Source organism: Deinococcus sedimenti (assembly GCF_014648135.1).
Lineage (GTDB): Bacteria > Deinococcota > Deinococci > Deinococcales > Deinococcaceae > Deinococcus > Deinococcus sedimenti.
The window spans coordinates 45664-66550 of the sequence record NZ_BMQN01000014.1; the positions used below are offsets into that span (position 1 = coordinate 45664).

Consider the following 20887-nt stretch of genomic DNA (forward strand, 5'->3'; position numbering starts at 1 on the left):
CGCGCGCTGGGCCGCGTGATTCCATACCGGCACCCTCGCCCGGCCGGTCCGGGGAGACCGGAGGCACACATGAACGAACCCACGTACCTGATCATCGGGGCCGGACCCTGCGGCCTGTCCCTCGCGCGCGCCTTCACGCAGGCGGGCCTGTCCTACGAGCAGGTGGAACGCCACACCGACGTGGGCGGCATCTGGGACATCGAGAACCCGGGCACGCCCATGTACCGCTCGGCGCATTTCATCTCGTCGAAGACCACCTCGGCGTTCCTGGGGTTCCCCATGCCCGCCGACTACCCCGACTACCCCACCAACCGGCAGATCCTCGCGTACCTGCGGTCGTTCGCGCGGACGTTCGGGCTGTACGGCCGCATCCGCTTCGGGGTGGGCGTCCTGGACGTGCAGGAGATGCCCGGCGGCTGGCAGGTGGCCTTCACGGACGGACAGGTCCGCACGTACGCCGGGGTGATCTGCGCGACCGGCACGAACTGGGAACCGCAGATGCCGGAACTGCCCGGCGTGTTCGGCGGCGAGGTCCGCCACAGTGTCACGTACACCAGCCCCGACGAGTTCCGGGGGCGGCGCGTGCTGGTGCTGGGCGCCGGGAACTCCGGGTGTGACATCGCCTGCGACGCGGCCCGCAGCGCCGACGCGGCGTTCATCAGCATGCGGCGCGGGTACCATTTCATTCCCAAGCGGGTGTTCGGACGGCCCGCCGACACCCTGGCCGAGAATGGCCCGCACCTCCCGGCGTTCATCGAGCGGCCCGTCATGCAGGGCCTGCTGCGCCTCGTGACTGGTGACCTGACGAAACTGGGCCTGCCGAAACCCGACCACCGCCTGTTCGAATCGCACCCCATCGTGAACGACCAGCTGCTGCACCACCTCGCGCACGGGGACATCCGCGTGAAGGGCGACGTGGCGCGCCTGGACGGCCCGGACGTCGTGTTCCGCGACGGCACGCGCGAGGCGGTGGACCTGATCATCTGCGCGACCGGGTACACCATGAACATCCCTTACGCCCGCCGGTACTTCGAGTGGAAGTCCGAACGCCCGGACCTGTACCTGACGATGTTCAACCGCTCGCACCACAACCTCTTCGGGCTGGGGTACCTGGAAACCGACGGGTCCCTGTACCCCCTGGCCGACTGGATGGCGCACCTGCTCACGCAGTACCTGCTGGAGCAGCGGGCGTACCCCGGCGGGCCGCAACCCTTCGACACCCTGATCCGCGAGGACCGCACCGACCTGTCCGGCGGCGCGCACGTGGACAGCCCCCGGCACGCGCTGTACGTGCAGCGCCGCGCGTTCCTGACGCACCTGCGCGCCCTGTGCCGCCGCCTGAACTGGCCCGAACCGGATGAGGCGGCCCTGAGCGTCCCCGCCCGCCAGGCGGTGAGCGCATGATCCGCGCCGCCCTCACCCCCCGCTCTGGCCGCACCCCGCAGGGCGCCGTGGCTGTCGTGACCGGCGCCGCCGGGGCCATCGGCACCGAGATCGCCCTGGCCCTCGACGCCGCCGGGGCGCACTTGGCGCTGGTGGACCTGCACCGCGACGGCTTGGAGGCCGTGCAGGCCCGCCTGAGCCGCCCCGCGCAGCTCATCGCCGCCGACCTGACCCGCGCGGCGGACATCACCCGCATCCGCGAGGAGGTCATCCACTGGCACGGCGCGTGCCACCTGCTGATCAACAACGCGGGCGTCGTGATCGTCGAACCCTTCGAGGACAGCCGGACCGACACCATCGAGACGGAACTGAACGTGAACCTCCTCGCCCCCGCGCTCCTCAGCCGTGAATTCTTCCCGTGGCTGCGCCTGGGCCGCGACCAGGGCGGCGCGTGGCAGCAGGGGCAGATCGTGACCGTCGTGTCCATGGCGGGCATCATCCCCATCGCCGAGAGCGCCGTGTACACCGCCTCGAAATTCGGGCTGCGCGGCCTGATGCTGGCCCTCGCGCAGCGCTTCGCCGGGCAGGGCGTGCTCGTGAGCAGCATCCTGCCGGGCGGGGTGGACACCGGCATGCTGCGCCACGAGGCCACGCACGGCGGCAGCCCACTGAACTTCCTGAGCGAACCCCAGACCGCCCGGCAGGTCGCGCAGGCCGTCCTGGCCAGCATCCACCGCCCACGCCTGGAACGCTACGTGCCGTACGGCGACGGACTGTCCGGCCGACTGGCGATGCTGTGGCCCGGCCTGCTGCCCCGCCTGACCCCCCTGATGAACGTCCTCGGGGAACGCGGCCGCCAGCGGTACCTGAAAACGCGCGGCCTGACCGAGGTGATCCCGCACGATTCCGCCCAGACCCCCTGACGCGCCCCGGCCCCGCTGCCGGGACCTGTTGAGGCAGCGGGGCCGGGGTGGCGTGCCGGACGCCCGTCAGCGCAGGTGCGCGCGGGCCAGCGCCTCGCCGTCTTCTCGTGCTCGCGCCACGGCGTCGGTCCAGTCCTGAAGAACTGCTGGATCGAAGGGCTCATCTACGCTGTCGAGTTGCAGGTCGCCCAGGAGCGCACCGATCTCGTCGGAACCAGTGCGCTGGGAGTACGCCTCCAGAAAGGCGAACATGGAGAGGTACGCCAGCCGGTCGGGAATGCTCATGCTTACCCGCGTTCGCGTTCGCGCAGGATCAGCTGGACGAGGCCCATCAGGACCAGTTCGTCGTCCTGCCCGGCGCGCGGCTGCAACTCCTCGACGGTGAAGCGGCGGGCCATGAAGCTGCGTTTCTTGTGCACGCGGTACGCCGCCTGCCCGCCCGTGTCGGTCACGGTGTACGTGGGGTTCACGAGGTAGTCGAAGCCCATGGCGATGAAGTCCCCGATGAAGGGAATGGCGTCCAGTGCGCCCTCGATCAGGCCGAGCCAGGGGTGGTCGTCGCGGATGGCGAAGCGCGGTTCGCCGTTCGGGCCGAGCAGGTCGTACCCGGCGGCCCACAGGGTCCGCATGCCCTGCGCCTGGAGGGCGCCGACGGGCGTGCCGTCCATCCGTTCGATCAGGCGTGACGCCTTCCAGTCGAGTGCGCCCGCGAGGAAGCCCTTGGCTTTCATGCGGTGGGTCTGCACCTGTTTCTGCTCGTCGCGGTAGATGCGGACCTCGTCGCGGACGCTGAACGTCTTCTCCTTCACGACCGCGACGAGCTGGCCGCCTGCGTCGGTGACGCGCAGTTCGGTGAAGAGACTGAATTTGAATTCCAGCGTCAGGGGGAAGGCGAGGCTCATGCCCCCGGGTACGGGCCTACTCGCGGGTCGGTTCCCAGATGTCGAGGCGGGTGCCGGGTTTGATCCCCGTCCCCTGCGCCCAGGTGTGCGCGGGCTGCGCCTTGCGCGCCTCGGGCTGCACGGTGCGGATCAGCACGGCGCCGTCGCGCGCGGCGACCGTCAGGCCGCCTTCAGTGACACCCAGCACCTCGCCCGGCTGGCCGGACCCGGCGGTGACGCTCAGGCCACCGAGTTTCAGGCGCGCGCCGCCCAGGAACGCCGTGGTCTGCGGCCACGCGGCCACGCCCCGGGAGCGGTTCACGATCTGCGCGGCGGTGTCGCCCCAGCGGACGAAGCCGTCCTCCTTGACCAGCATGGGCGCGTGCGTCGCCTGCGCCTCGTCCTGCGGGGTGGGGGAGAGGCCGTCCAGGTTCGACAGCGCCTGCACGATCAGCCGCGACGCCTGCGCACTCAGGGCGTCCGCGAGTTCGAGGCTGGTCCAGTCGGGCGCGACCGGCAGCGCCTCCTGCAGCAGGACCGGGCCGGTGTCCATGCCCTCGTCGGTCTGCATGATCGTCGTGCCCGTCACCGCCTCGCCGTTGATCAGCGCCCACTGGATCGGCGCGGAGCCCCGGTACGCGGGCAGCAGGCTGGTGTGGGTGTTCAGGAACCCATAGCGGGGAATGTTCAGCACGCTGAGGGGCAGGATCTTCCCGTACGCGCAGGTGACCGCCACGTCCGCGCCGGACTCGCGCAGCGTCGCCTCGAACGCCGCGTTCCCCCGCAGCTTCCTGGGCTGCGCGAGGGGCAGGCTCAGTTCCGCCGCGCGGGCCGCGACGGGCGGCGGCGTCAGTTTCAGGCCGCGCCCCACCGGCTTGTCCGGCTGCGCGACGACCAGCACCACCTCGAACCGCTCGCGGATCGCGTCCAGCACCGGCAGCGCGAACGCGGGCGACCCGAAGAACGCCACGCGCGGCCCGCCGCCGGTCAAAGGCCCGCCTTGCGCTGCCGCTCGTGCGCGGCCAGATCGTTCAGGAACGTCCGGGACTTCTGCTGGATCGCCAGCAGCTCCTTGCGGTAGTCCTCGGTCACCTCGGCCGGCAGGCGGTCCAGGAACAGCACGCCGTCCAGGTGATCCGCCTCGTGCTGGAACACCCGCGCCAGGAAATCATCCGCCTCGACCACACGGGCCACCCCGTCCAGGTCCGTGTAGCTGACCTGCACGGCGCGGGCGCGCGGCACGCCCTCCTCGTAGATGCCGGGAATGCTCAGGCACCCCTCCTGGTACGAGCGGTCCTTCTTCTTGTCGATGACCTTCAGCACCGGGTTCAGCATCACGAAATCACGCAGCACGCGGGACTTCAGCGGCCTGTCCTGGCCCTCGTTCTCCTCCTCGTCGTCCTCGTACTCGACCGCCACGAACATCCGCACGGGCAGGCCGATCTGCGGCGCGGCCAGCCCCACGCCGTGCGCCTCGAACATCGTCTCCAGCATGGTGTCCGCCACCTGACGCACCGTCTGCGGATCGAAACCCGGCACGGTCAGGGTGTCGGTCGCCTGGAGGGGCTTGGCCTTGCGGCGCAGCACGGGGTCACCGTACAGGCGCAGCGGGTACACGCGGGGAGAGGCAGGGTCGCTCACAATACTCCTGTTTTACCAGACGCCCCCGGAAGCGACCCTGCCCTGACATCCAGATCGCGCCGGGCGGCGGGTGGTGAAAGCGTGAAGTGCGCCTTAAAGAAACCGGCCCACGCGGGTCAGGCTCAGCTGCTCAGATGACCGGACGACCCTCGCCCCCCCGTCCTGCCTTCAAGGAGCCCCTCATGCGACCCAACCTGCTGACCCTGACCGCCACCCTGGCCCTGACCGCGCCCCTGCAACTCGCCGCCGCGCAGACCGACACCACCCAGGCCACCACGACGACCCAGACGCCCGCCGCGCTCGCCGCCGACGCCCGCACCCTGGCCGACAAGGCCCGCGCCACCTACCCCAAAGGCAGCGCGAACATCGACCAGACCCTCTGGAAGCAGGCCGCCGCCGCCGCCGAGGCCGCCGTCGCCGCCGCGCCCGGCAACCCCGAGTACCTGAAACTCCGCGCGAACATCTACACCGAAGTCGGCTTCTGGAAACAGGCCGAGACCACCTGGACCGCGTACTTCCAGGCCGCGCCCAGCGCCGCGCAGAACACCCCCGAAGCGAAGAGCGCCGCCACGGTCCAGTACAACCTCGGGTACGCCGCGTACACCCGCAACCAGCCCGATCAGGCGGCGAAGTTCTTCGACACCTGCCTGACCTTCGACCCCGCCAGCGCCCCCTGCGCCACCTGGGCCGCCCGCACCGCACTCGAAGCCGGGCAGTACGCCCAGGCCCGCACGCTGTACGACCGGGCGCTGACCCTGAACCCCGGCGACAAGACCCTGGCGTACTTCCGCGCCCTGACCGACAAGGCCGCGCAGTACGGCCCCGCCGCCACCCGCGCCTTCAGCCGCGCCTACGGCGACCTGGACGCCGGACGCAAAGCCCAGGCCCTCGCCGGATTCCAGGAAGCCGCCCGCAGCGCCCCCAACTTCGCCGACGCGCAGCGCGAAGCCGGCCGCCTCGCCCTCGACCTGAACAACACCCAGGCCGCCCTGGACGCCTACAAGGCACTCAGCGCCCTGCCCGGCATGACCGCCAGCGACAGGTACAACCTCGCCCTCGCCCAGGAAGCCCAGACCTACGGCCTCCAGGCCGTCCGCACCTACCGCGCCGCCTACGCCAAGTACGCCGCCGGGGACAAGACCGCCGCCGAAGCAGGCTTCCAGGCCGCCACCACCCAGAACCCCAGGTACGCCAAAGCCTGGGCATGGCTGGGCCGCACCCGCTACGAACGTAAGGACTACCCCGGCGCGACCGCCGCGTACACCCAGGCCGTCACCCTGGACCCCACCGACAAGAGCAGCGCGTACTACCTGAAACTCGCCCAGCAGGGCAAATAACGTCGGAAGAAAAACGGCCCCCTCAGCGCAGGGGGCCGCTTCGCCGTTCAATCCGGGATGAGGTCGTGCGGGTCGGGCGTCAGGCACGCGGCCCACGCGGCCTCGAACTCCGCGCGGTCCAGGCCCCGGCCGATCACCACGAGTTCCGACGTGCCGTCGCCAGCCTCCCAGGCGTCGGCGGTGAACAGGTCCCGCACCGCCTGGAACAGGATGCGCTGCGGGTACCCGAACAGATCGAGGAACCCCTTGGCGCGCAGCACCTCCGCCGGGCGGGACAGCAGGTAGTCGGTCATGAACCGCTGCCACGCGTACGGGTCCAGGGAGCGGTCGGCGCGCAGCGTGAAGGACTTCAGGCCCGGCGTGTGCGCCGCGCGGGTATCCACGCCGTCCAGCACGCGCGGGTCGAAGTCGTCGCGGGCCAGCAGCGCTTCCGCGTCGATCTGCCCCTGCTCCACACGCTTGATGTCGGCCAGGGGGTTCACGCCGCGCAGCACGCCCTGCGCGTGATCCAGCAGGGCCGGGTCGGCGAGGTCGGTCTTGTTCAGCACGACCACGTTCGCGTACGCCAGCTGCCGCGCCGCCTCCGGATGCTCCCGCAGGGTCTGCAGGGCGTGCCGGGCGTCCACGACCGCCACGAGCGTCGTCACGCGGAACGCCGCGCGCACCGAGCGTTCCAGCAGCGTCGTCAGCACTGGCGTCGGGTCGGCCACGCCGCTCAGCTCCACGATCACCGCGTCCGGTTTCTGCTCTCGCATGGCGATCGTCACCAGCGCCCGCAGCAGATCATCCCGGCCCGTGCAGCACAGGCACCCGGCCGTCAGTTCCGTCACGTCATCCTGCAGCCGCTCGATCAGGCTGCCGTCCACGCCCTGCGCGCCGAACTCGTTCACGATCACACCCAGCCGGTGCGGCAGCGACCGGATCAGGTGATTCACCAGCGTCGTCTTCCCGGCCCCCAGAAAGCCGCCCACCACCACCACAGGAATCCGGTCATCCGGCCGCGCACTCGTCATGCCGCGCAGCATACGGGGTGACCGGCGCGGGAAATGGAACGGGGAAGGCGGGACTCCTCACAGGCAGGCGCGTGCGGGTGGCGTAGCCTCTGGCCCATGCCTGCCCCGAGTTCGTCCGTGTTGCGCCGCCTGTACGGGCTGCTGGGGCCCTACCGCCGCACGGTGGGCGCGGGGCTGCTGCTGTTGCTGGGGAGCGTGGCGGCGGAACTGTACCCGCCGCTCGTGTGGATCCGCGTGGTGGACCACGGGATTCCGAACCGCGACTGGACGTTCATCGGGTGGCAGCTGGTGCTGCTGGTGGCGGTGTTCGGCGTGCAGCAGGGCCTGTCGGCGTGGCGGGGGCTGCTGCTGGAGCGGGCGGGGCAGGCGTTCACGCGCGACCTGCGCCTCACGCTGTACCGGAAGTTGCAGGGGCAGTCGGCGGCGTACTTCGAGGGGCAGCGGACCGGGGACCTGATCGCCCGCGTGACCGGGGACGTGGACGCGCTGCAGGACGTGCTGGTGCGCGGCACGGACGCCGTGCTGGCGAACGCCCTGCGATTGATCGGCGTGATCGGGATCTTCATCGCGCTGCAACCGCTGCTGGGCGTCCTGACGACCCTCCCGATGATCGCCGTGGCACTCATGCTGCGCCGGTACGCGCGCACGGTGCGGCCCGCGTACCGCGCGGCGCGCGCCCGCCTGGGTGACCTGAGTGCGCTGATCACGGACCGCCTGAGCGGCATCCGCGTGGTGCAGGGCTTCGCGCGGGAGAACGCCGAGGCCGAGCGCATCCGCGCCCTGGGCGACGAGCTGTACGCCGAGGGCGTGAAGGCCGTCACCATCCGCAACCGCGCCTTTCCCCGCGCGCGCTTCGTGGGGAACCTGGGGAACCTGATCATGCTGGGCGGCGGCGCGTGGCTGATCATGGCCGGGCAGTTCACGCTCGGCGGCCTCCTCGCGTACCGCGGGTACGGGCGGTACTTCTACGGTCCGATCGACGACCTCGTGAACATCGGCGACCTGCTCCAGCGGGCCGAGGCGAGCGGACGGCGGGTGTTCGAGGTGCTCGACGCGCCCGTCCCCGTGCAGGACTGGCCCGGCGCGCAGCCCCTGCCGCAACCCGTACGCGGTGACCTGCGCTTCGAGAACGTCACGTTCGGGTACGACCCCGCCCGGCCCATCCTGCGGGACGTCACGCTGCACATCCCGGCCGGGCAGCGCGTCGCCCTCCTCGGCGAGAGCGGGGCGGGCAAGAGCACCCTGCTCGCCCTCGTCACCCGCACCTTCGACCCGCAACAGGGCCGCGTGACGCTCGACGGGCACGACCTGTGCGACCTCACCCTGCGCAGCCTGCGGAAGAACGCCGCCGTCATGGCGCAGGACACCTTCCTGTTCCACGACACGGTGCTGAACAACGTCCGCTACGCCCGACCCGACGCCACCGACACCGAGGTCGAGGCCGCCCTGCGCGCCGCGCACGCCCACACCTTCGTCCACGCCCTCCCGGACGGCCTCCAGACCGTCGTGGGGGAACGTGGCGTGCGGCTCAGCGGCGGGCAACGCCAGCGGCTCTCCATCGCCCGCACACTCCTGGCCCGGCCCAGCCTCCTGCTGCTGGACGAACCCACGAGCGCCGTCGACGCCGAGAGCGAAACCCAGGTCGTCGCCGCCCTGGACGAACTCACGCGCGGCCGCACCGCGCTGATCGTCACGCACCGCCCCAGCCTCGCCCGTACCGCCGACCGCGTCATCGTCCTCGCGGGCGGCGTGATCGTCGAGGACGGCCACCCCGACACCCTCCGCCGACGCGGCGGCGCGTACGCCACGCTGGAACGCCAGATGGGCGGCGAGCTCACGCCCGAGGTGACGGGCTGAGCCTTACAGCCCGCCTCTCGGGTTCACGTCCACTCTGATTTTCGCTTTCCAGGTGCGGGTGTCGAGGATGCGCAGGAGTTCGCCGAGGCGGGTGTCGTTCCGGGCGCGCAGGAAGAGGTGGTAGGGGTACACGCCGCGCACCCGGGCGACCGGGCTGGGCGCGGGGCCGAGGACCTCGTGCGCGGTGGCTCCGGCGCCGTGGAGGGCGTCGGCGAGGTCCTGCGCGGCGGCCTGGGCTTTGTGTTGGTCGCGGGCGCTGATTTCGATCTGCGCGAGGCGGGCGTGGGGGGGGTAGTTCAGGGCGGCGCGGGCGCGTTCCTCGGCGGCGGGGTACGCGAGGGTGTCGCGGCCGTCGACCATGACTTTCAGGGCGGGGTGGTCGGCCTGGAAGGTCTGCACGAGGATCATGGGGGCGCGGGTGGGGTGCCACTCGGCGAGTTGCCGCAGCAGGCGGTGGTAGCGTTCGCTGGCGCGGAAGTCGCTGACGTTCAGCCACGTGTCGGCCAGGGTCACGCCGATCAGCGCGAGGTCCGGCGGTGGCTCGTGGGACAGGAGGAGTTGCGTGCCGATGACGACGCCGCTCTCGCCGCGCATCAGGGGTGTGAGGTCGTCCTGGCGGTCCTTGTCGAGGCGGTAGACGGGGAAGCCGGGGAGGAGTTTCTGGACTTCCTGCGCGATCCATTCGGTGCCGGGGCCGCGCGCCTGCCACATGGGGTCGCCGCACTGGTCGCAGCGTTCGGGGATGGGCTGGTGGTACCCGCACTGGTGGCAGGTGAGCTGCCTCCCCTCGCGGTGGAAGCGCAGCGGGACGTCGCAGTTGCGGCACTGCGGGGTGTGGTCGCAGCTGGGGCAGCGCAGCAGGGCGCTGTACCCGCGCCGGGGCGCGAGCAGGGCCGCCTGACGGCCGCGTTCCTGCACCTGCCGCAGCACGCGGGCGAGGTCGTGACTGAGCGGGTAGCCCTGATCCCCGAGGCGCAGGTGGACGCTGGACAGCGGTCCCAGTTCGGGCTGCTCGGGCGGGTTGGCGTAGTCGACGACGTGCACGCGGGCGCGTGGGGGTGGGAGGACCGCGCCGGGGTGCGGGACGCTCTCGGCGGCGGGTGTGGTGCCCACGAGGGCCAGGGCGGCGTCGTGCGCGGCGGCGAGGCGCGTGGCGAGGTCCGGCAGGAACGCGCGGCTGCCGCTCAGGAGTTTGTGCGCGTCGCTGGCCTCCTCCAGCACGATGATCAGCGCGAGGTCGTCCAGCGGGGCGGCCAGCGCGTGCCCGCTGCCGATGACGAGCCGGGCCTCGCCCGTGCGGATGAGCTGCCAGGTGTGGGCGCGCTGCGGTTCGCTGAGGGTGCCGGTCAGCTGCGCGGCCCGCGTGCCCGCGTGCGTGGCGAGGCCGGAGAGGCCCTCCCAGGCGCGGCGGAGTGTGGCGTGGTCCGGCGCGAGGACCAGCACGCCGCGCCCCTGCGTGAGGAGTCGCGTGACGCGCGGGGCGAGCAGCGCGAAGCGCGCGTGGGCGCGGCCCCCGTGCAGCCGCCACACCGGGCCCTCCGGAAGCGGGTCGGGCGCACCGGCGGGGTCGGGCTGCGGGTGCGGTTCCGGCAGGGCGGGTGGGGGCTGCGGGACCTCGATGGTGTCGGCCCAGCCGCGCAGGGCCAGCGTGCCTGCCTGAGTGGGCGTCAGCGGCACCCCGTCCGCCGAGGCGCTGTTCGCCCACGCGGCGTAGGTGTCCACCGGGCCGTGCTCGTGCAGCCACGTCCAGGCGGGCGGCGCGGGGGCATCGACCAGCGTGTACTCGGCGCCGCCCGCGTTCAGGGCCGCCGTCACCACGCCGTTGCTGACGCCCGCGCCCTTCGCCCAGGCGCTCAGGGTGTCGCAGGGACCGTGTTCCGTCAGCCACGCGGCGGCCTGCGCCTGCTTCGCCGTCAGGCCCGCCGGGGCCGGGGTCACGGCGCTCAGGACCGTCGCGGTGCGGCTGGCGGGCGGCACCTCGTCCAGGGGGCGGGCGGCGACCGCGCCGCGCATCCGGGGGCGGGGCGTGAAGCGTTCCTCCAGCAGGCCCTGCTCGCGGATGGCGTCCAGCAGCGCGTCCGGGAACGCCCCGGCGTCGGTCCAGCGTGCGGTGGGCGGGCGGCGCGCGAACATGCTCAGGTCCGCGCCCGCCACCGCGCGGACCATGTGCGTCACCTCGGCCTGCCAGCCCACGCCCAGCAGGTCGCCCCAGATCAGCCCGGCGGGAATGCGGGCGTCCGCCGCCCAGCCCTGCACGCCCGACACGGTCGCCGGGGTCACCCAGGGACACCCGGGGTCGTCCAGCACATGCACGGCCTCCCGCAGGCGGTGCCCGCCGCGCCCGTCACCACTGCCGACGACCAGTCCGACATCCAGCGCGCCGCGCCACGGCACCAGCACCCGGCAACCCAGCGGCGCGGGGGCGGCCCAGCCGTGCGGCGGGGCGAAATCACACGGCCCGATGGGCAGATTCACGACCACCAGCCAGGATTCCAGAGAGGGGGCGGCGGGTGGGGTCATCAAGCCTCCGTCCCGACCGGCGCGCCGCGCTGATCGGGGCCGAGCGGAGCGAGCAGGAGCAGGGCGGCTTCCGGGCGTGGAGCCCTCGACTCGGTGCCGTTCCGGGTTGAGGGCGAAACAGACGGAAGCCGCATCACGTGCTTCAGGCTAGCGCGACCCGTGCCCCGGCAACGGTGAGGCAGTACCCTCGGGCGGATGACCGGAGCGGCGGGGGGCGTGGACATACGCAGGGGCGTGCTGCTGGGCGTGACGTCCGCCGCGGCGTTCGGGACGCTGGGCATCTGGGGGAAACTGGCGGGGCAGGGGGGCCTGTCGTCCTTCACGACGCTGGGCTGGCGGTTCCTGATCGTGGCGGCGCTGCTCCTGCCCCTCAGTTCGCGCGGCGTCACGGGCGCGCAGCGGGCGCGGATGCTGGGCGTGGGCCTGCTGTACACCCTGGCGACCACCTGTTACTTCGGGGCGCTGGAGCGGGTGTCGGCGGGCGCGACGTCGCTGCTGCTGTACCTCGCCCCGGCATTCGTGATCCTGCTGTCCTGGGGGCTGGGCCGCGCGCCGCGCCGCACGCAGCTGGGCGCGGTGGCGCTGGCGGGGGCGGGGCTGGCGCTGGTGGTGGGCCTGCCGTCCGCCGCGGACCGGGACGCCGTGGGGCTGGGTTTCGCGGCGGGGGCGGGCGCGCTGTACGCCGGGTACCTGGTGGCCAGCGAGCGGCTGCTGGGCGGCGTGAGCGCCCTGGCCGCCACCGCGCACATGGCGCTGGTCAGCGGGGTGGTGTTCGCCGTGCTGGCCGCCGCGCAGGGCACGCTGCGCGTCCCTGTGGGCGCGGCTCAGTGGGGGCCGATCCTGGCGCTGGCGCTGCTGCCCACCATCGTCGCGGTGCCCGCCCTGTACGGCGCGATCCGGCACCTGGGCGCCACGCGCGCCAGCCTGCTGGGCACCCTGGAACCCCTGGTCACGGTCGCGCTGGCCGCCGTCATCCTGCGCGAGCAACCGGGTCCCGGCGCGGCACTGGGCGGCCTGTTGATCCTCGCGGGCGCGTTGCTGGCCCAGTGGCCCGCGAAAGTTACTCCTGCGGTTGCCCCGGCGGCAGCGGACGTGGTGGCGGCGCGTACACCGCGCGGGCCGGAACGCTGAGCGTCTCCCGTTCGGGGTAGCGCAGCGCGGTCAGCGCCCCGCCGAACGCGCAGCCGGTGTCGAGGTTCACGGTGTTCCCCACCCAGCGCGGCGCGGCGTGCGGCGTGTGCCCGTAAGCGACCAGCGGCGCGCCCGCGTACCCGGCCGCCCAGTCGCGCCGCACCGGGAGGCCCAGGTCGTCGCGTTCGCCGGTCGTGTCGCCGTACAGCGCGAAACTCCGCGCGCGGCCACTTCCGCGCCCGTGCAGGTGCGCCGGGAGGCCCCCGTGCGCCGCGATCAGCCGCCCCCCGTCCAGCACGAGGTGCGCCGGGAGCCCCTCCAGAAAGGTACGCACCTGCTCCTGGAACGCCGGGCCGGCGGCCTGCAACTCCGCGAGGGTCACGTCCAGCCCGTGCAGAGGCTTCACCGCCTTGCCGCTCAGGGCCCGCAGGAGCTTCTCGTCGTGGTTGCCGGTCACGCACAGCGCCGCGCCCGACGCCACCATGCCCATCACGAGCCGCAGGACGCCCGCGCTGTCCGGCCCCCGGTCGGTCAGGTCGCCCAGGAACACCGCCGTGCGGCCCGCCGGGGGCGTCACCGACTCCCCGTCGAGGACGTACCCGAGGCGGGTCAGCAGGTCGAGCAGTTCTTCCAGGCAGCCGTGCACGTCCCCGATCAGGTCGAACGGCCCGTGCAGGTCCCGCCGGTCCACCCGCAGCGGCACGCGCTGCACGCCCACCCGCCCGATCTGCTCGCCGCGCAGGTGCCACGCCTGCCGGAACCCCTCGGCCCGCAGGCCACCCGCCGTGCGCCGCAACTCCGAGACCTGCGCGATCAGCTCCTCGCGGCTCAGGGTGCCCCCGGCGCGGGCCTCCAGCACGGCGCGGTCCTCGTCGAGCAGCACGGCGACCGCCTTCACGTCGTGCTCGCGGGCCAGGGCCGACCAGGGCGCACGGTCCAGGGGCCGGGTGGCCGGGGCGATCACGACCGCCAGTTCACCCGCCGCCAGCTGCGCCGCGACCGCCGCGCGCAGGGCGTCCGCGTCCGGGAAGGCCCGCGCGTCGAACACCTCCTCCGGCGCGAAGTGCCGCGCGAACGCCGCCCGGCCCGAACCCGGCGCGCCCACGAGCAGCACCAGCGCCAGCGCGGGCAGCTCGATCACGTCGGGGGCGGCGGTCAGGGTCACGCCCTGCATCCTCGCACAGCTACCCCAGAGCAGACGAGGCTCCCCCAGCCTGCAAACTGACGGGCAGCTGATCTTGCGAGCTTCACCGCAGCTTCATGCTCCCCTCAGTCCGTACCATGCGCGCGATGCGCCGCTCCGTCCTCCTGCTGCCCCTGCTGATCGGCTCGCTGAGCACGGCCACCACCTCGCCCCGCAGCGCTGACCAGTGGTACGCGCAGGGCCGCGCGCAGGCCCGCGCCGGACAGTGGACGGCCGCCGAGAGCGCCTACCGGCAGGCGACCACCCTGAACCCCACCGCCGCGAACTGGCGCGCCCTGGCCGACACGCGCGTGCAGCTGCGCGATTACGACGGTGCCGTGCAGGCCTACGCGCAGGCCGCCGGACTGGCCCGCGCGCGCGGCGACCTGAATACCGCCCGCGCCACCGACCTGATCGCCGCCCGCTACCGCCAGGAAGGGCAGGCGTATCTGCTGACCCCCGCGCCCCTGACCCCCGAACCCCTGCCCGGCTGCGTGGCGCGGCCCGCCCGCCTGGAACCCGCCTCCGGCATCCTGCTGGGCCGCTACGCCGACGAGCAGGCCCTGACCTCCACCGGTCAGCTGCGCGCCGAGCCCGGACTGGGCGGCCCGCTGGCCGTGACTTTCCGGTACTTCACGCTGCGCGCCCCCGGCCGCGGCGAAGTCTTTCCCACCCGCTGGGTGCGCGCCGCGCGGCAGGCCGGGATGGCCGTCCACATCGCACTGGAACCCGGAATGCCCCTGCGGCAGATCACCGAGCAGACCCTCGTGCCCTTCGCGAAGGCCGCCCGCGCCTCCGGCGTGCCGGTCTACCTGCGCTTTGCCGGGGAGTTCAACGACCCCGCCAACGAGTGGAGCCGCGACCCCGCGCTGTACCGCGCCAAGTTCCGCCTCGTGCACAGCGTCATGCGCAGACACGCGCCGAACGTCGCGCTGGTCTGGATGCCGATGGGCACCCGCCTGGACGTCGTGGGCAGCTACTACCCCGGCGCGGACGCCGTGGACTGGGTGGGCCTGAGCGCATACGCCACGCCCTTCCGCAACGGCAACGTCCGCGACAGCGCCCTGAACGACAGCCCGCTGGACGCGCTGGACGTCATCTACCGCCGCTACGCCTGCGCGCACCCCATCCAGATCAGCGAATTCGCGTCCTCTAGCCGCAGCGGCGCCCAGCCCGCCACCGGGTACGGCACGTTCGCCGCCGCGAAACTCCGCGAAACGTACTGGGGCGCCGCCCTGAAATACCCCCGCGTGAAGAACATCAACTGGCTGGACCTGAACATGCTCGGCAACCCCTACGTGCAGCCCCGCCCCCTCACGCGCCGCAACGACTACCGCCTGATCGGCAGCCCCGAGAAACTCGCCGCGTTCCGCGAACTCCTCACCCACCCCACCTTCCTCTCGCGGCCCGGGAGCGGCGCGGCCCTCGTCCCTCAGGCGCTTCCCGCCACCGTCAGCAGCGGCGCGCCCCACAGCGGCAACCTCTGGATCAAGACCGTGGACGCGCCCGCCCGCGTGACCCTCAGCCTCGACGGGCAGCCCGTCCCGGTCGGACAGACCCTCCCGTACGCGTTCACGCTGGGCACCCTGGACCCCGGCGCGCACACCCTGACCGTCACCGTGCACAACCGGCAGGGCGAGGTGATCCTGACCCGCACCACCCCCTTCAGCGCGCAGTGAGCGGCAGCGCCCCCAGGCGCACCTGCACCACCCAGTCGCTCACGGCCCGCTGCGCCGCATCGGGCACGGCGTCCGGCAGCGGTGTCGAGAGGGGCGCGGCCTCCAGCTCCGCGAGCAGCCGCCGGTGCGCGGCGCGGTACACGTCCAGCGGCTCCGGCAGGGGCTCCGCCTCCCGGCCCGACCGCTTCAGGGCCATCAGGTCCTCCAGGAACGGCAGGCGCGCCCCGGCGTTCAGCGCGCCCAGGTTCGCCTCCACCTCACCGGTGCGCAGCAGGTGCAGCCCGGTCAGCACCGTCCGGAACGCGTACAGCAGCGGCTTCACCCGAGGGCCCTCGGGCGTGGCGGCCTCCTTCTCCAGCAGCCGCCACTGGTTCACCGTGAACCCCAGGTAATGCCCCGCGTGATGCCGGGTCAGCACCCCCGGAGCGAGGGCCACCAGCGCCGCGTGCGCCGCGGACGAGTGCACCACCAGCGGCGACAGCAACTGCTCCAGCACGTACCCGTTCCGCTTCAGCAGCAGCCCAGCGAACTTCCGCGCGTCATGCGTCACCAGATCCAGCTCCACCACCCCGTCATCCCGCTCCAGTGACCACGTGCCCGGCCCCTCCCGCAGGCCCAGCACGTCCGCCAGCGGCAGCATATGCACGCCCCGCAGGTCCCAGTCGCTGTCCGCACTCGGAAAGCCGTACAGGTGCGCCCCGCTGACCGTCGCGAACACCAGGGGGAACGCATGCTCCCGCACTGCCTGGGTCAACTGAGGAGGAAAGGTGAGTCCAGCGTCCATAAGTCACCTCCAGGGGCGTGCAGCGTGACCTCGTGCGCCTCGCCGAGGTCCGGGAATTCCAGCATACGCAGCTGATCGGCCAGGACCGCGCCCGGCACCACGCGCGCCCGCGCGGCGTTCCGCGACGCGGCGACGCCCGGCGGCGTCCACGCCACCCACAGGCGCGTCAGCGCTCCGTAATCATGCCCCAGCCCGAGCACCTGCGCCCGCTGATCCCGCCGCAGGCTGGTCGCGTCCCACACGACGTGCTCACGCCGCCGCAGGCCCTCGCGCAGCGCCTCGCGGGCCGCCTGCATGACCTGCCCGTTCACCCGCTGATCCTGTGCACTGCGCCCCAGCTGCCCGCGCAGGGCGTCCAGACTGATCACCCGCGCCCCGCTCAGCTGGGCGGCCAGGGTGCTTTTGCCGCTCCCGGACGGGCCGCACAGCACCGTCAGGCGCGCGAAGCCCTGCTGGGCGGCCGCCTGCACGCGCTGCGCCGCCTCGTGCGGCGTGTGGATCACGCCCGCCTCCCAGTCCGCCACGCCGCGCCCCAGCGCCAGGGCCAGCAGGTCGTCCTCCGCGCCGGGCAGCAGGGCACGCAGCTGCTCGCGGAACTCAGTCAGCGGCTCCGGCGCGTCCCAGACCCCCAGTTCACGCGCGGCCAGTTCCAGCAGGTCGGCGGTGTCCTCACCCACGCGGGCGTCCGCGCCGCGCACCACCCGACCCCGGGCGTCCGCGCGGGCCAGCAGCGTCAGCAGGGGCAGCGGCGCGCGGCGCGCCAGCGCGGGCACCCCGCGGTCCAGGTTCCCGTCCAGCGCGCGGTGCAGGCTGTGATGCGCCGCGACCAGCGCCAGCACCGTCCGCACCAGCCGCGCCGGGAACCCGGTGTCCAGCAGCCGGAACGACAGCGCGTCCCGCCCGCGCCGCGCATGCTGCGGCGACCGCACCCGCACCACCCCATCCTCGTCCGGCACGTCACGGGTCGTCAGGGCCTTCCCCACGTCATGCAGCGCCGCCGCCAGGATCAGCGCCGCCCGCCGCTCACCCCGCAGGCCCGCCCCGTCCGCCAGTTCATGCGCCCAGCGAACGACCAGCGCCGAGTGCGCCGCCACACTGCCCTCGGCGTGCCACTGCGCGTCCTGCCGCGTGTCCGGCAGCCGCGCCAGCAGCGGCACGAACGGCGTCAGCCCGGCACTGATCGCCTCGAACGAGACGGCCTCTCCAGCTTCCAGCCGCGCCAGGAGACCCGCCGCGCCCGTCATGTGGGCCTCCCGTCCGGCCACGCCGCGCGGAAGGCCGTCAGAGTCGGCTGGCCGGGCTGGCGATCCAGCACCGCGAACGTCACGTGCGTGAACACGCCGCGCGCCTCGCCCCGCAGCAGGTCACGGAACACGCCCGCCACCACCGCCGGATCGTTCCGGAACACCCCGCACCCCCACGCGCCCAGCACCAGCTGCGACTGACCCGCCTGCGCCGCCAGGCCCAGCACCCGCCGCGCCCGCTCGCGCAGGGTGGGTTCCACCAGCGGCAGCCGCAGCGGCTCGTTCACCGCCACCGCGCCCGCGTTCGGAGCGGGGGCCGTCAGGACGTTCACGCCGACCGGCGCGGACAGCAGCGCCCCGCCGTCCCCCCGGAAGACCGGCACCTGCGGACTGAAGATCAGGTGATGCGTGTACAGCGTCGACCGCTCGCGCGCATTCGCGCGGTAGTACTCGGCCACCTGCGGCTGCGTCAGGGACAGGTACAGGCCGCTGGCGCGGCACAGATCCTCCTCCTGTGACAGGCTGCCGCGCAGGAACCCACCCCCCGCGTGGCGCGCGGACGCGAAATTCAGCGCCGCGACCGCCGCGCCCGGCCGGGTGTGCGCCAGCCGCCGGGCCGCCGTGAACGTCGTCTCACCCGTCACCTCGACCACCGTGGCGACCGCATCCCGGCGTTCCCGCAGGGCATCCGCCAGGGCCGCGCTGTCGTCGGGCGTGACCAGTCGCGTGCCCTGCCGCATGGGCGTTGGGTCCGGCAGGCTGACCTCGGCCCCGTTCACCGTGTACCGGCCCTCCCGCAGGATGCTCAGGGTCTCCCCGGCCAGTCGGACGCGCTCCGCGTTGTTCATCAACTCACCTCCGGCAAGAGCAGCCCGTTGCGTTCCACGGGGCGGCTCAGCCAGTGCTCGTCGGTCTGCACGTGCCCGGCCCGCACCCACTTCGCCACGCGCCGCCCGAACTGCGCGTACCCAATCTCGCCGGTCACGCGCACCACGTAACCTTCCATCCGCGCCGTGTCCACTACCAACGCGCGCAGGGCCGCCTCGTTCCACACGCCCCGGTACAGTTCCCGCGGCGTGGGCACCCCCAGCCGCGCCGCCCACTCCCGCACCTCGTCCCACGGGCGCGACACGTTCCGGTCATCCCACACGCTGAACAGGTAGAAGTACCCGGCCAGCGCCTCGTACCGCAGGCTGTGCACCGCGAACACGTTCTCCCCACACAGCCGCCACCCGGGCGGGATCTCATGCCCGAAGCGGCCCCGCTCGGCCTTCACCCACGTCCGCGACGGATGCGGGCGCGTGTCCAGGCTGCGCGCATGCAGGTCATGGCGGTACAGGCTGGTGTTCTCACCGTCGAGCTTCTCGGTGACGACCACCTCCTGCCCCTCCAGGCCACTCAGGTCGGGAATGCGGCGGTCATCGTTCTGCAACCCGGGCGACCAGGGCAGGTGGGGGGTGGACGGGTACTTGACTCTCATGCATCATCACCGCCCGGCAGCCTAGCCGCCCCGCGCGCGCGCCCGCATCGGCCAGCCGCGCACCCTCACCTGAGCCGGATGGCGGACGGCGCGGAACTTTCCCCCGGCCCGCGGCCTCCAAGGAGTATGAAACCCACCCTGCTGCCCCTGGCCCTCCTGAGCATCCTGACCGCCGCGGTCGCCGCGCCCGCCCCGCTGATGACCACACCCGGCCCCAGCCTCCTGAGTGACCCCCTGACGGCCCTGAGCCCCGCGTGGCAGGCCGCGAAGGGCCGCTGGACGATCCAGGACGGCACGCTGCGCGGCGAGTCCATCGCGGAGCAGAACCACGCCGCCACGTACCGGCACGCCCTGAGCTTCACGGACGCCGTCATTCAGTTTGAGGTGCGCCTAGGCGACGCCAGGGCGGTCACGCTCAGCCTGAACGACCAGGGCGGGCACGCCGCGCGCGTCATCCTCACCCCGAAAGGCTTCCAGGCCCGCAAGGACGACCACGACGGCCCCGACCGCGCCGCGCCCTTCAACGACGTGCAGATGCCCCTCGCGCCCGGCACGTGGCACACCGTGACCGTGGAGGTGCTTGGGCCGCGCCTCCTGGCGTCCGTGGACGGGCAGACGGCCCCCGCGCAGCTGTCCTTCGGGCAGGCCGACCTGATCGCCAGCCCCAAGACGAACGTGGGCCTGACCGTGCAGGGGGGCGCGGCCAGCTTCCGGAACCTCACCGTCCAGAGCGCCACGTCGAACCCCACCTGGACCGACCCGGCCCCGCAACCCGCGCCCGCCAAAACCAAAGGCAAGTAACCGCCGCTACCAGTCGAGCGCCGCGCGCCGGGCGTCCAGCAGCCACCCCTCGACCCGCGCCACGTCAGGGCGTTCGGGCAGGCGGGTGTGGGCGGCGGCCCTCTCGAATTCGGCCTGCAGGGCCTGCCGCCACGCGTCCGCCTCGGCCCAGGTCGTCTCGCCGCGCTTGATCGCCAGCAGGGCGTCCCGGTGCGGGGTGACGTCCACGAGCACCTCTCCGGTCCGCAGGGCGTGCGCGCCGCTGATCAGGAGGCGCAGCAGGTGCACCAGGTGTTTCGGGCGGGCCTCGCCGTGCGTGCGCCGCTCGTTCTCCAGGCGGCGGAACTGCGCCCGGACGTACTCGCCGTACGTCGTGACGATCAGGCGACTCAGGAACGCCTCCCGGAGGTCCAGCAGCGCCGCCGCGACCGGCGTGACCGTCAGCGGCAGCGGCGACGCCAGCACCTCCAGCACGTTCGGGTTCGCGCGCAGCGCCAGCCGCACGAACTTCCCCGCCTCCCAGTACACCTCCTCGCGGCCCGGCGACTCGAACTCCAGCTGCTCGGGCACGCCCCCCAGGCTCCAGTGCAGGCGCGCGGGCGGCAGGTAGAAGCCCCGCACGTCCGTGTCGGACGCGTCCGTGCCCAGCCCGAAGGCGCGGCTGCCCATCACGCACGCGTACTGCACGAAGGGCCGCAGGTCGCCGTGATCGGCGGGAATAGCCTCGGCGTCCGCTCGGGCGACCTTCAGGTGCACGCGGTTCACGGACCGCACCATCCCGGCAAAACTCACGTCGTATACGCTCCCCGCCCCGCCCGTCACGACACCCCACGTGCCCTGCGCCAGCCCAGGCAGGGGCACATGGAGCGCCACGCGCGTTCCGGGAGGCAGGTCACGGGTCATGCCCCGCACGCTACCGGGTCAATGGGGGCCAGGGCATCCGCCATCCGGCGCAGGAGTGACGGGCAATAAAAAAGCCGCCTCTCGGGCGGTGATGTCAACAACTATAGCGCGGTATGCAGGATCGGTCAAGGCTATGCGGGCCATGGTA

Annotated in this window: 19 protein-coding genes; 7 read left to right on the plus strand and 12 right to left on the minus strand. The window is 72.9% G+C overall.

All coding sequences use genetic code 11. The annotated features are described in order from the left end of the window. Positions 1-69: 69 nt before the first annotated feature. Positions 70-1404, plus strand: a complete 1335-nt coding sequence (locus IEY69_RS17470) for a flavin-containing monooxygenase (protein ID WP_189074428.1) — start codon at positions 70-72, stop codon at positions 1402-1404. Continuing rightward, the gene (locus IEY69_RS17475; RefSeq protein WP_189074429.1) at positions 1401-2306 is read left to right on the plus strand and encodes an SDR family NAD(P)-dependent oxidoreductase; all 906 of its coding nucleotides are present in this window, start codon (positions 1401-1403) and stop codon (positions 2304-2306) included. Before IEY69_RS17470 ends, IEY69_RS17475 begins: the two co-directional genes overlap by 4 nt. Positions 2307-2372: 66 nt before the next feature. Here the strand turns inward: IEY69_RS17475 and IEY69_RS17480 are convergent, their stop codons facing one another. Genes IEY69_RS17480 through def form a run of 4 tightly spaced genes read right to left on the minus strand, consistent with a single transcriptional unit; the run spans position 2373 to position 4828 of the window. After that, on the minus strand, positions 2373-2591 hold the full coding sequence (locus tag IEY69_RS17480) for a hypothetical protein (protein ID WP_189074430.1): 219 nt from the start codon (positions 2589-2591) through the stop codon (positions 2373-2375). 2 nt (positions 2592-2593) lie between these two features. Next, positions 2594-3208 carry an LURP-one-related/scramblase family protein gene (locus IEY69_RS17485; protein ID WP_189074431.1) on the minus strand — a complete coding sequence of 205 codons (615 nt, stop codon included), beginning with the start codon at positions 3206-3208 and terminating at the stop codon, positions 2594-2596. A gap of 16 nt (positions 3209-3224) precedes the next feature. Beyond that, positions 3225-4178 carry a methionyl-tRNA formyltransferase gene (gene fmt, locus IEY69_RS17490; RefSeq protein ID WP_189074432.1) on the minus strand — a complete coding sequence of 318 codons (954 nt, stop codon included), beginning with the start codon at positions 4176-4178 and terminating at the stop codon, positions 3225-3227. Then, positions 4175-4828, minus strand: a complete 654-nt coding sequence (def, locus tag IEY69_RS17495; RefSeq protein ID WP_174367552.1) for a peptide deformylase — start codon at positions 4826-4828, stop codon at positions 4175-4177. The genes fmt and def overlap by 4 nt, the downstream gene beginning before the upstream one ends. Positions 4829-5010: 182 nt before the next feature. On the opposite strand from def, the gene IEY69_RS17500 reads away from it, so the two are divergent. Continuing rightward, entirely contained in the window at positions 5011-6165 is a 1155-nt protein-coding gene (locus IEY69_RS17500; protein WP_189074433.1) for a tetratricopeptide repeat protein, read from the plus strand. 47 nt (positions 6166-6212) lie between these two features. Here the strand turns inward: IEY69_RS17500 and IEY69_RS17505 are convergent, their stop codons facing one another. Next, the gene (locus IEY69_RS17505) at positions 6213-7178 is read right to left on the minus strand and encodes a CobW family GTP-binding protein (protein ID WP_189074434.1); all 966 of its coding nucleotides are present in this window, start codon (positions 7176-7178) and stop codon (positions 6213-6215) included. A 96-nt stretch (positions 7179-7274) separates the two neighbouring features. On the opposite strand from IEY69_RS17505, the gene IEY69_RS17510 reads away from it, so the two are divergent. Further along, positions 7275-9035, plus strand: a complete 1761-nt coding sequence (locus tag IEY69_RS17510; RefSeq protein WP_189074435.1) for an ABC transporter ATP-binding protein — start codon at positions 7275-7277, stop codon at positions 9033-9035. 3 nt (positions 9036-9038) lie between these two features. Here IEY69_RS17510 and priA read toward each other — a convergent pair whose 3' ends face one another. After that, positions 9039-11555: a replication restart helicase PriA gene (gene priA / locus IEY69_RS17515; RefSeq protein ID WP_189074436.1), complete on the minus strand. Its 2517-nt coding sequence runs from the start codon at positions 11553-11555 to the stop codon at positions 9039-9041. 195 nt (positions 11556-11750) lie between these two features. Here priA and IEY69_RS17520 point away from each other — a divergent pair, with 195 nt between their 5' ends. Further along, the gene (locus IEY69_RS17520) at positions 11751-12686 is read left to right on the plus strand and encodes a DMT family transporter (protein WP_189074437.1); all 936 of its coding nucleotides are present in this window, start codon (positions 11751-11753) and stop codon (positions 12684-12686) included. Here IEY69_RS17520 and IEY69_RS17525 read toward each other — a convergent pair. After that, complete coding sequence (locus tag IEY69_RS17525) at positions 12616-13860, minus strand: metallophosphoesterase (RefSeq protein WP_189074438.1); 1245 nt, start codon at positions 13858-13860, stop codon at positions 12616-12618. The two genes, IEY69_RS17520 and IEY69_RS17525, sit on opposite strands and share 71 nt — an antisense overlap. A 116-nt stretch (positions 13861-13976) precedes the next feature. Here IEY69_RS17525 and IEY69_RS17530 point away from each other — a divergent pair, with 116 nt between their 5' ends. Continuing rightward, positions 13977-15548 (plus strand): hypothetical protein, encoded by a 1572-nt coding sequence (locus IEY69_RS17530; RefSeq protein WP_189074439.1) that lies wholly within the window; start codon positions 13977-13979, stop codon positions 15546-15548. On the opposite strand, the gene IEY69_RS17535 is transcribed toward IEY69_RS17530, so the two are convergent. From IEY69_RS17535 to IEY69_RS17550, 4 genes are read right to left on the minus strand one after another with little or no spacing between them, the layout of a single operon-like run. After that, positions 15535-16302, minus strand: coding sequence for a nucleotidyltransferase domain-containing protein (locus IEY69_RS17535; protein WP_229784082.1), 768 nt, complete (start codon positions 16300-16302; stop codon positions 15535-15537). The two genes, IEY69_RS17530 and IEY69_RS17535, sit on opposite strands and share 14 nt — an antisense overlap. After that, positions 16299-17576, minus strand: a complete 1278-nt coding sequence (locus IEY69_RS17540) for an AAA family ATPase (RefSeq protein ID WP_189074441.1) — start codon at positions 17574-17576, stop codon at positions 16299-16301. Before IEY69_RS17540 ends, IEY69_RS17535 begins: the two co-directional genes overlap by 4 nt. Then, positions 17573-18424 (minus strand): TIGR02452 family protein, encoded by an 852-nt coding sequence (locus IEY69_RS17545; protein WP_189074442.1) that lies wholly within the window; start codon positions 18422-18424, stop codon positions 17573-17575. Before IEY69_RS17545 ends, IEY69_RS17540 begins: the two co-directional genes overlap by 4 nt. Further along, positions 18424-19056: an RNA ligase family protein gene (locus IEY69_RS17550; RefSeq protein WP_189074443.1), complete on the minus strand. Its 633-nt coding sequence runs from the start codon at positions 19054-19056 to the stop codon at positions 18424-18426. The genes IEY69_RS17545 and IEY69_RS17550 overlap by 1 nt, the downstream gene beginning before the upstream one ends. A 126-nt stretch (positions 19057-19182) precedes the next feature. Here IEY69_RS17550 and IEY69_RS17555 point away from each other — a divergent pair, with 126 nt between their 5' ends. Continuing rightward, complete coding sequence (locus IEY69_RS17555; protein ID WP_189074444.1) at positions 19183-19857, plus strand: 3-keto-alpha-glucoside-1,2-lyase-like domain-containing protein; 675 nt, start codon at positions 19183-19185, stop codon at positions 19855-19857. Between the two features lie 6 nt (positions 19858-19863). Here the strand turns inward: IEY69_RS17555 and IEY69_RS17560 are convergent, their stop codons facing one another. After that, a complete protein-coding gene (locus tag IEY69_RS17560; RefSeq protein ID WP_189074445.1) occupies positions 19864-20739 on the minus strand; it encodes a nucleotidyltransferase domain-containing protein in 876 nt (291 codons plus the stop codon). Between the last annotated feature and the right edge of the window lie 148 nt (positions 20740-20887).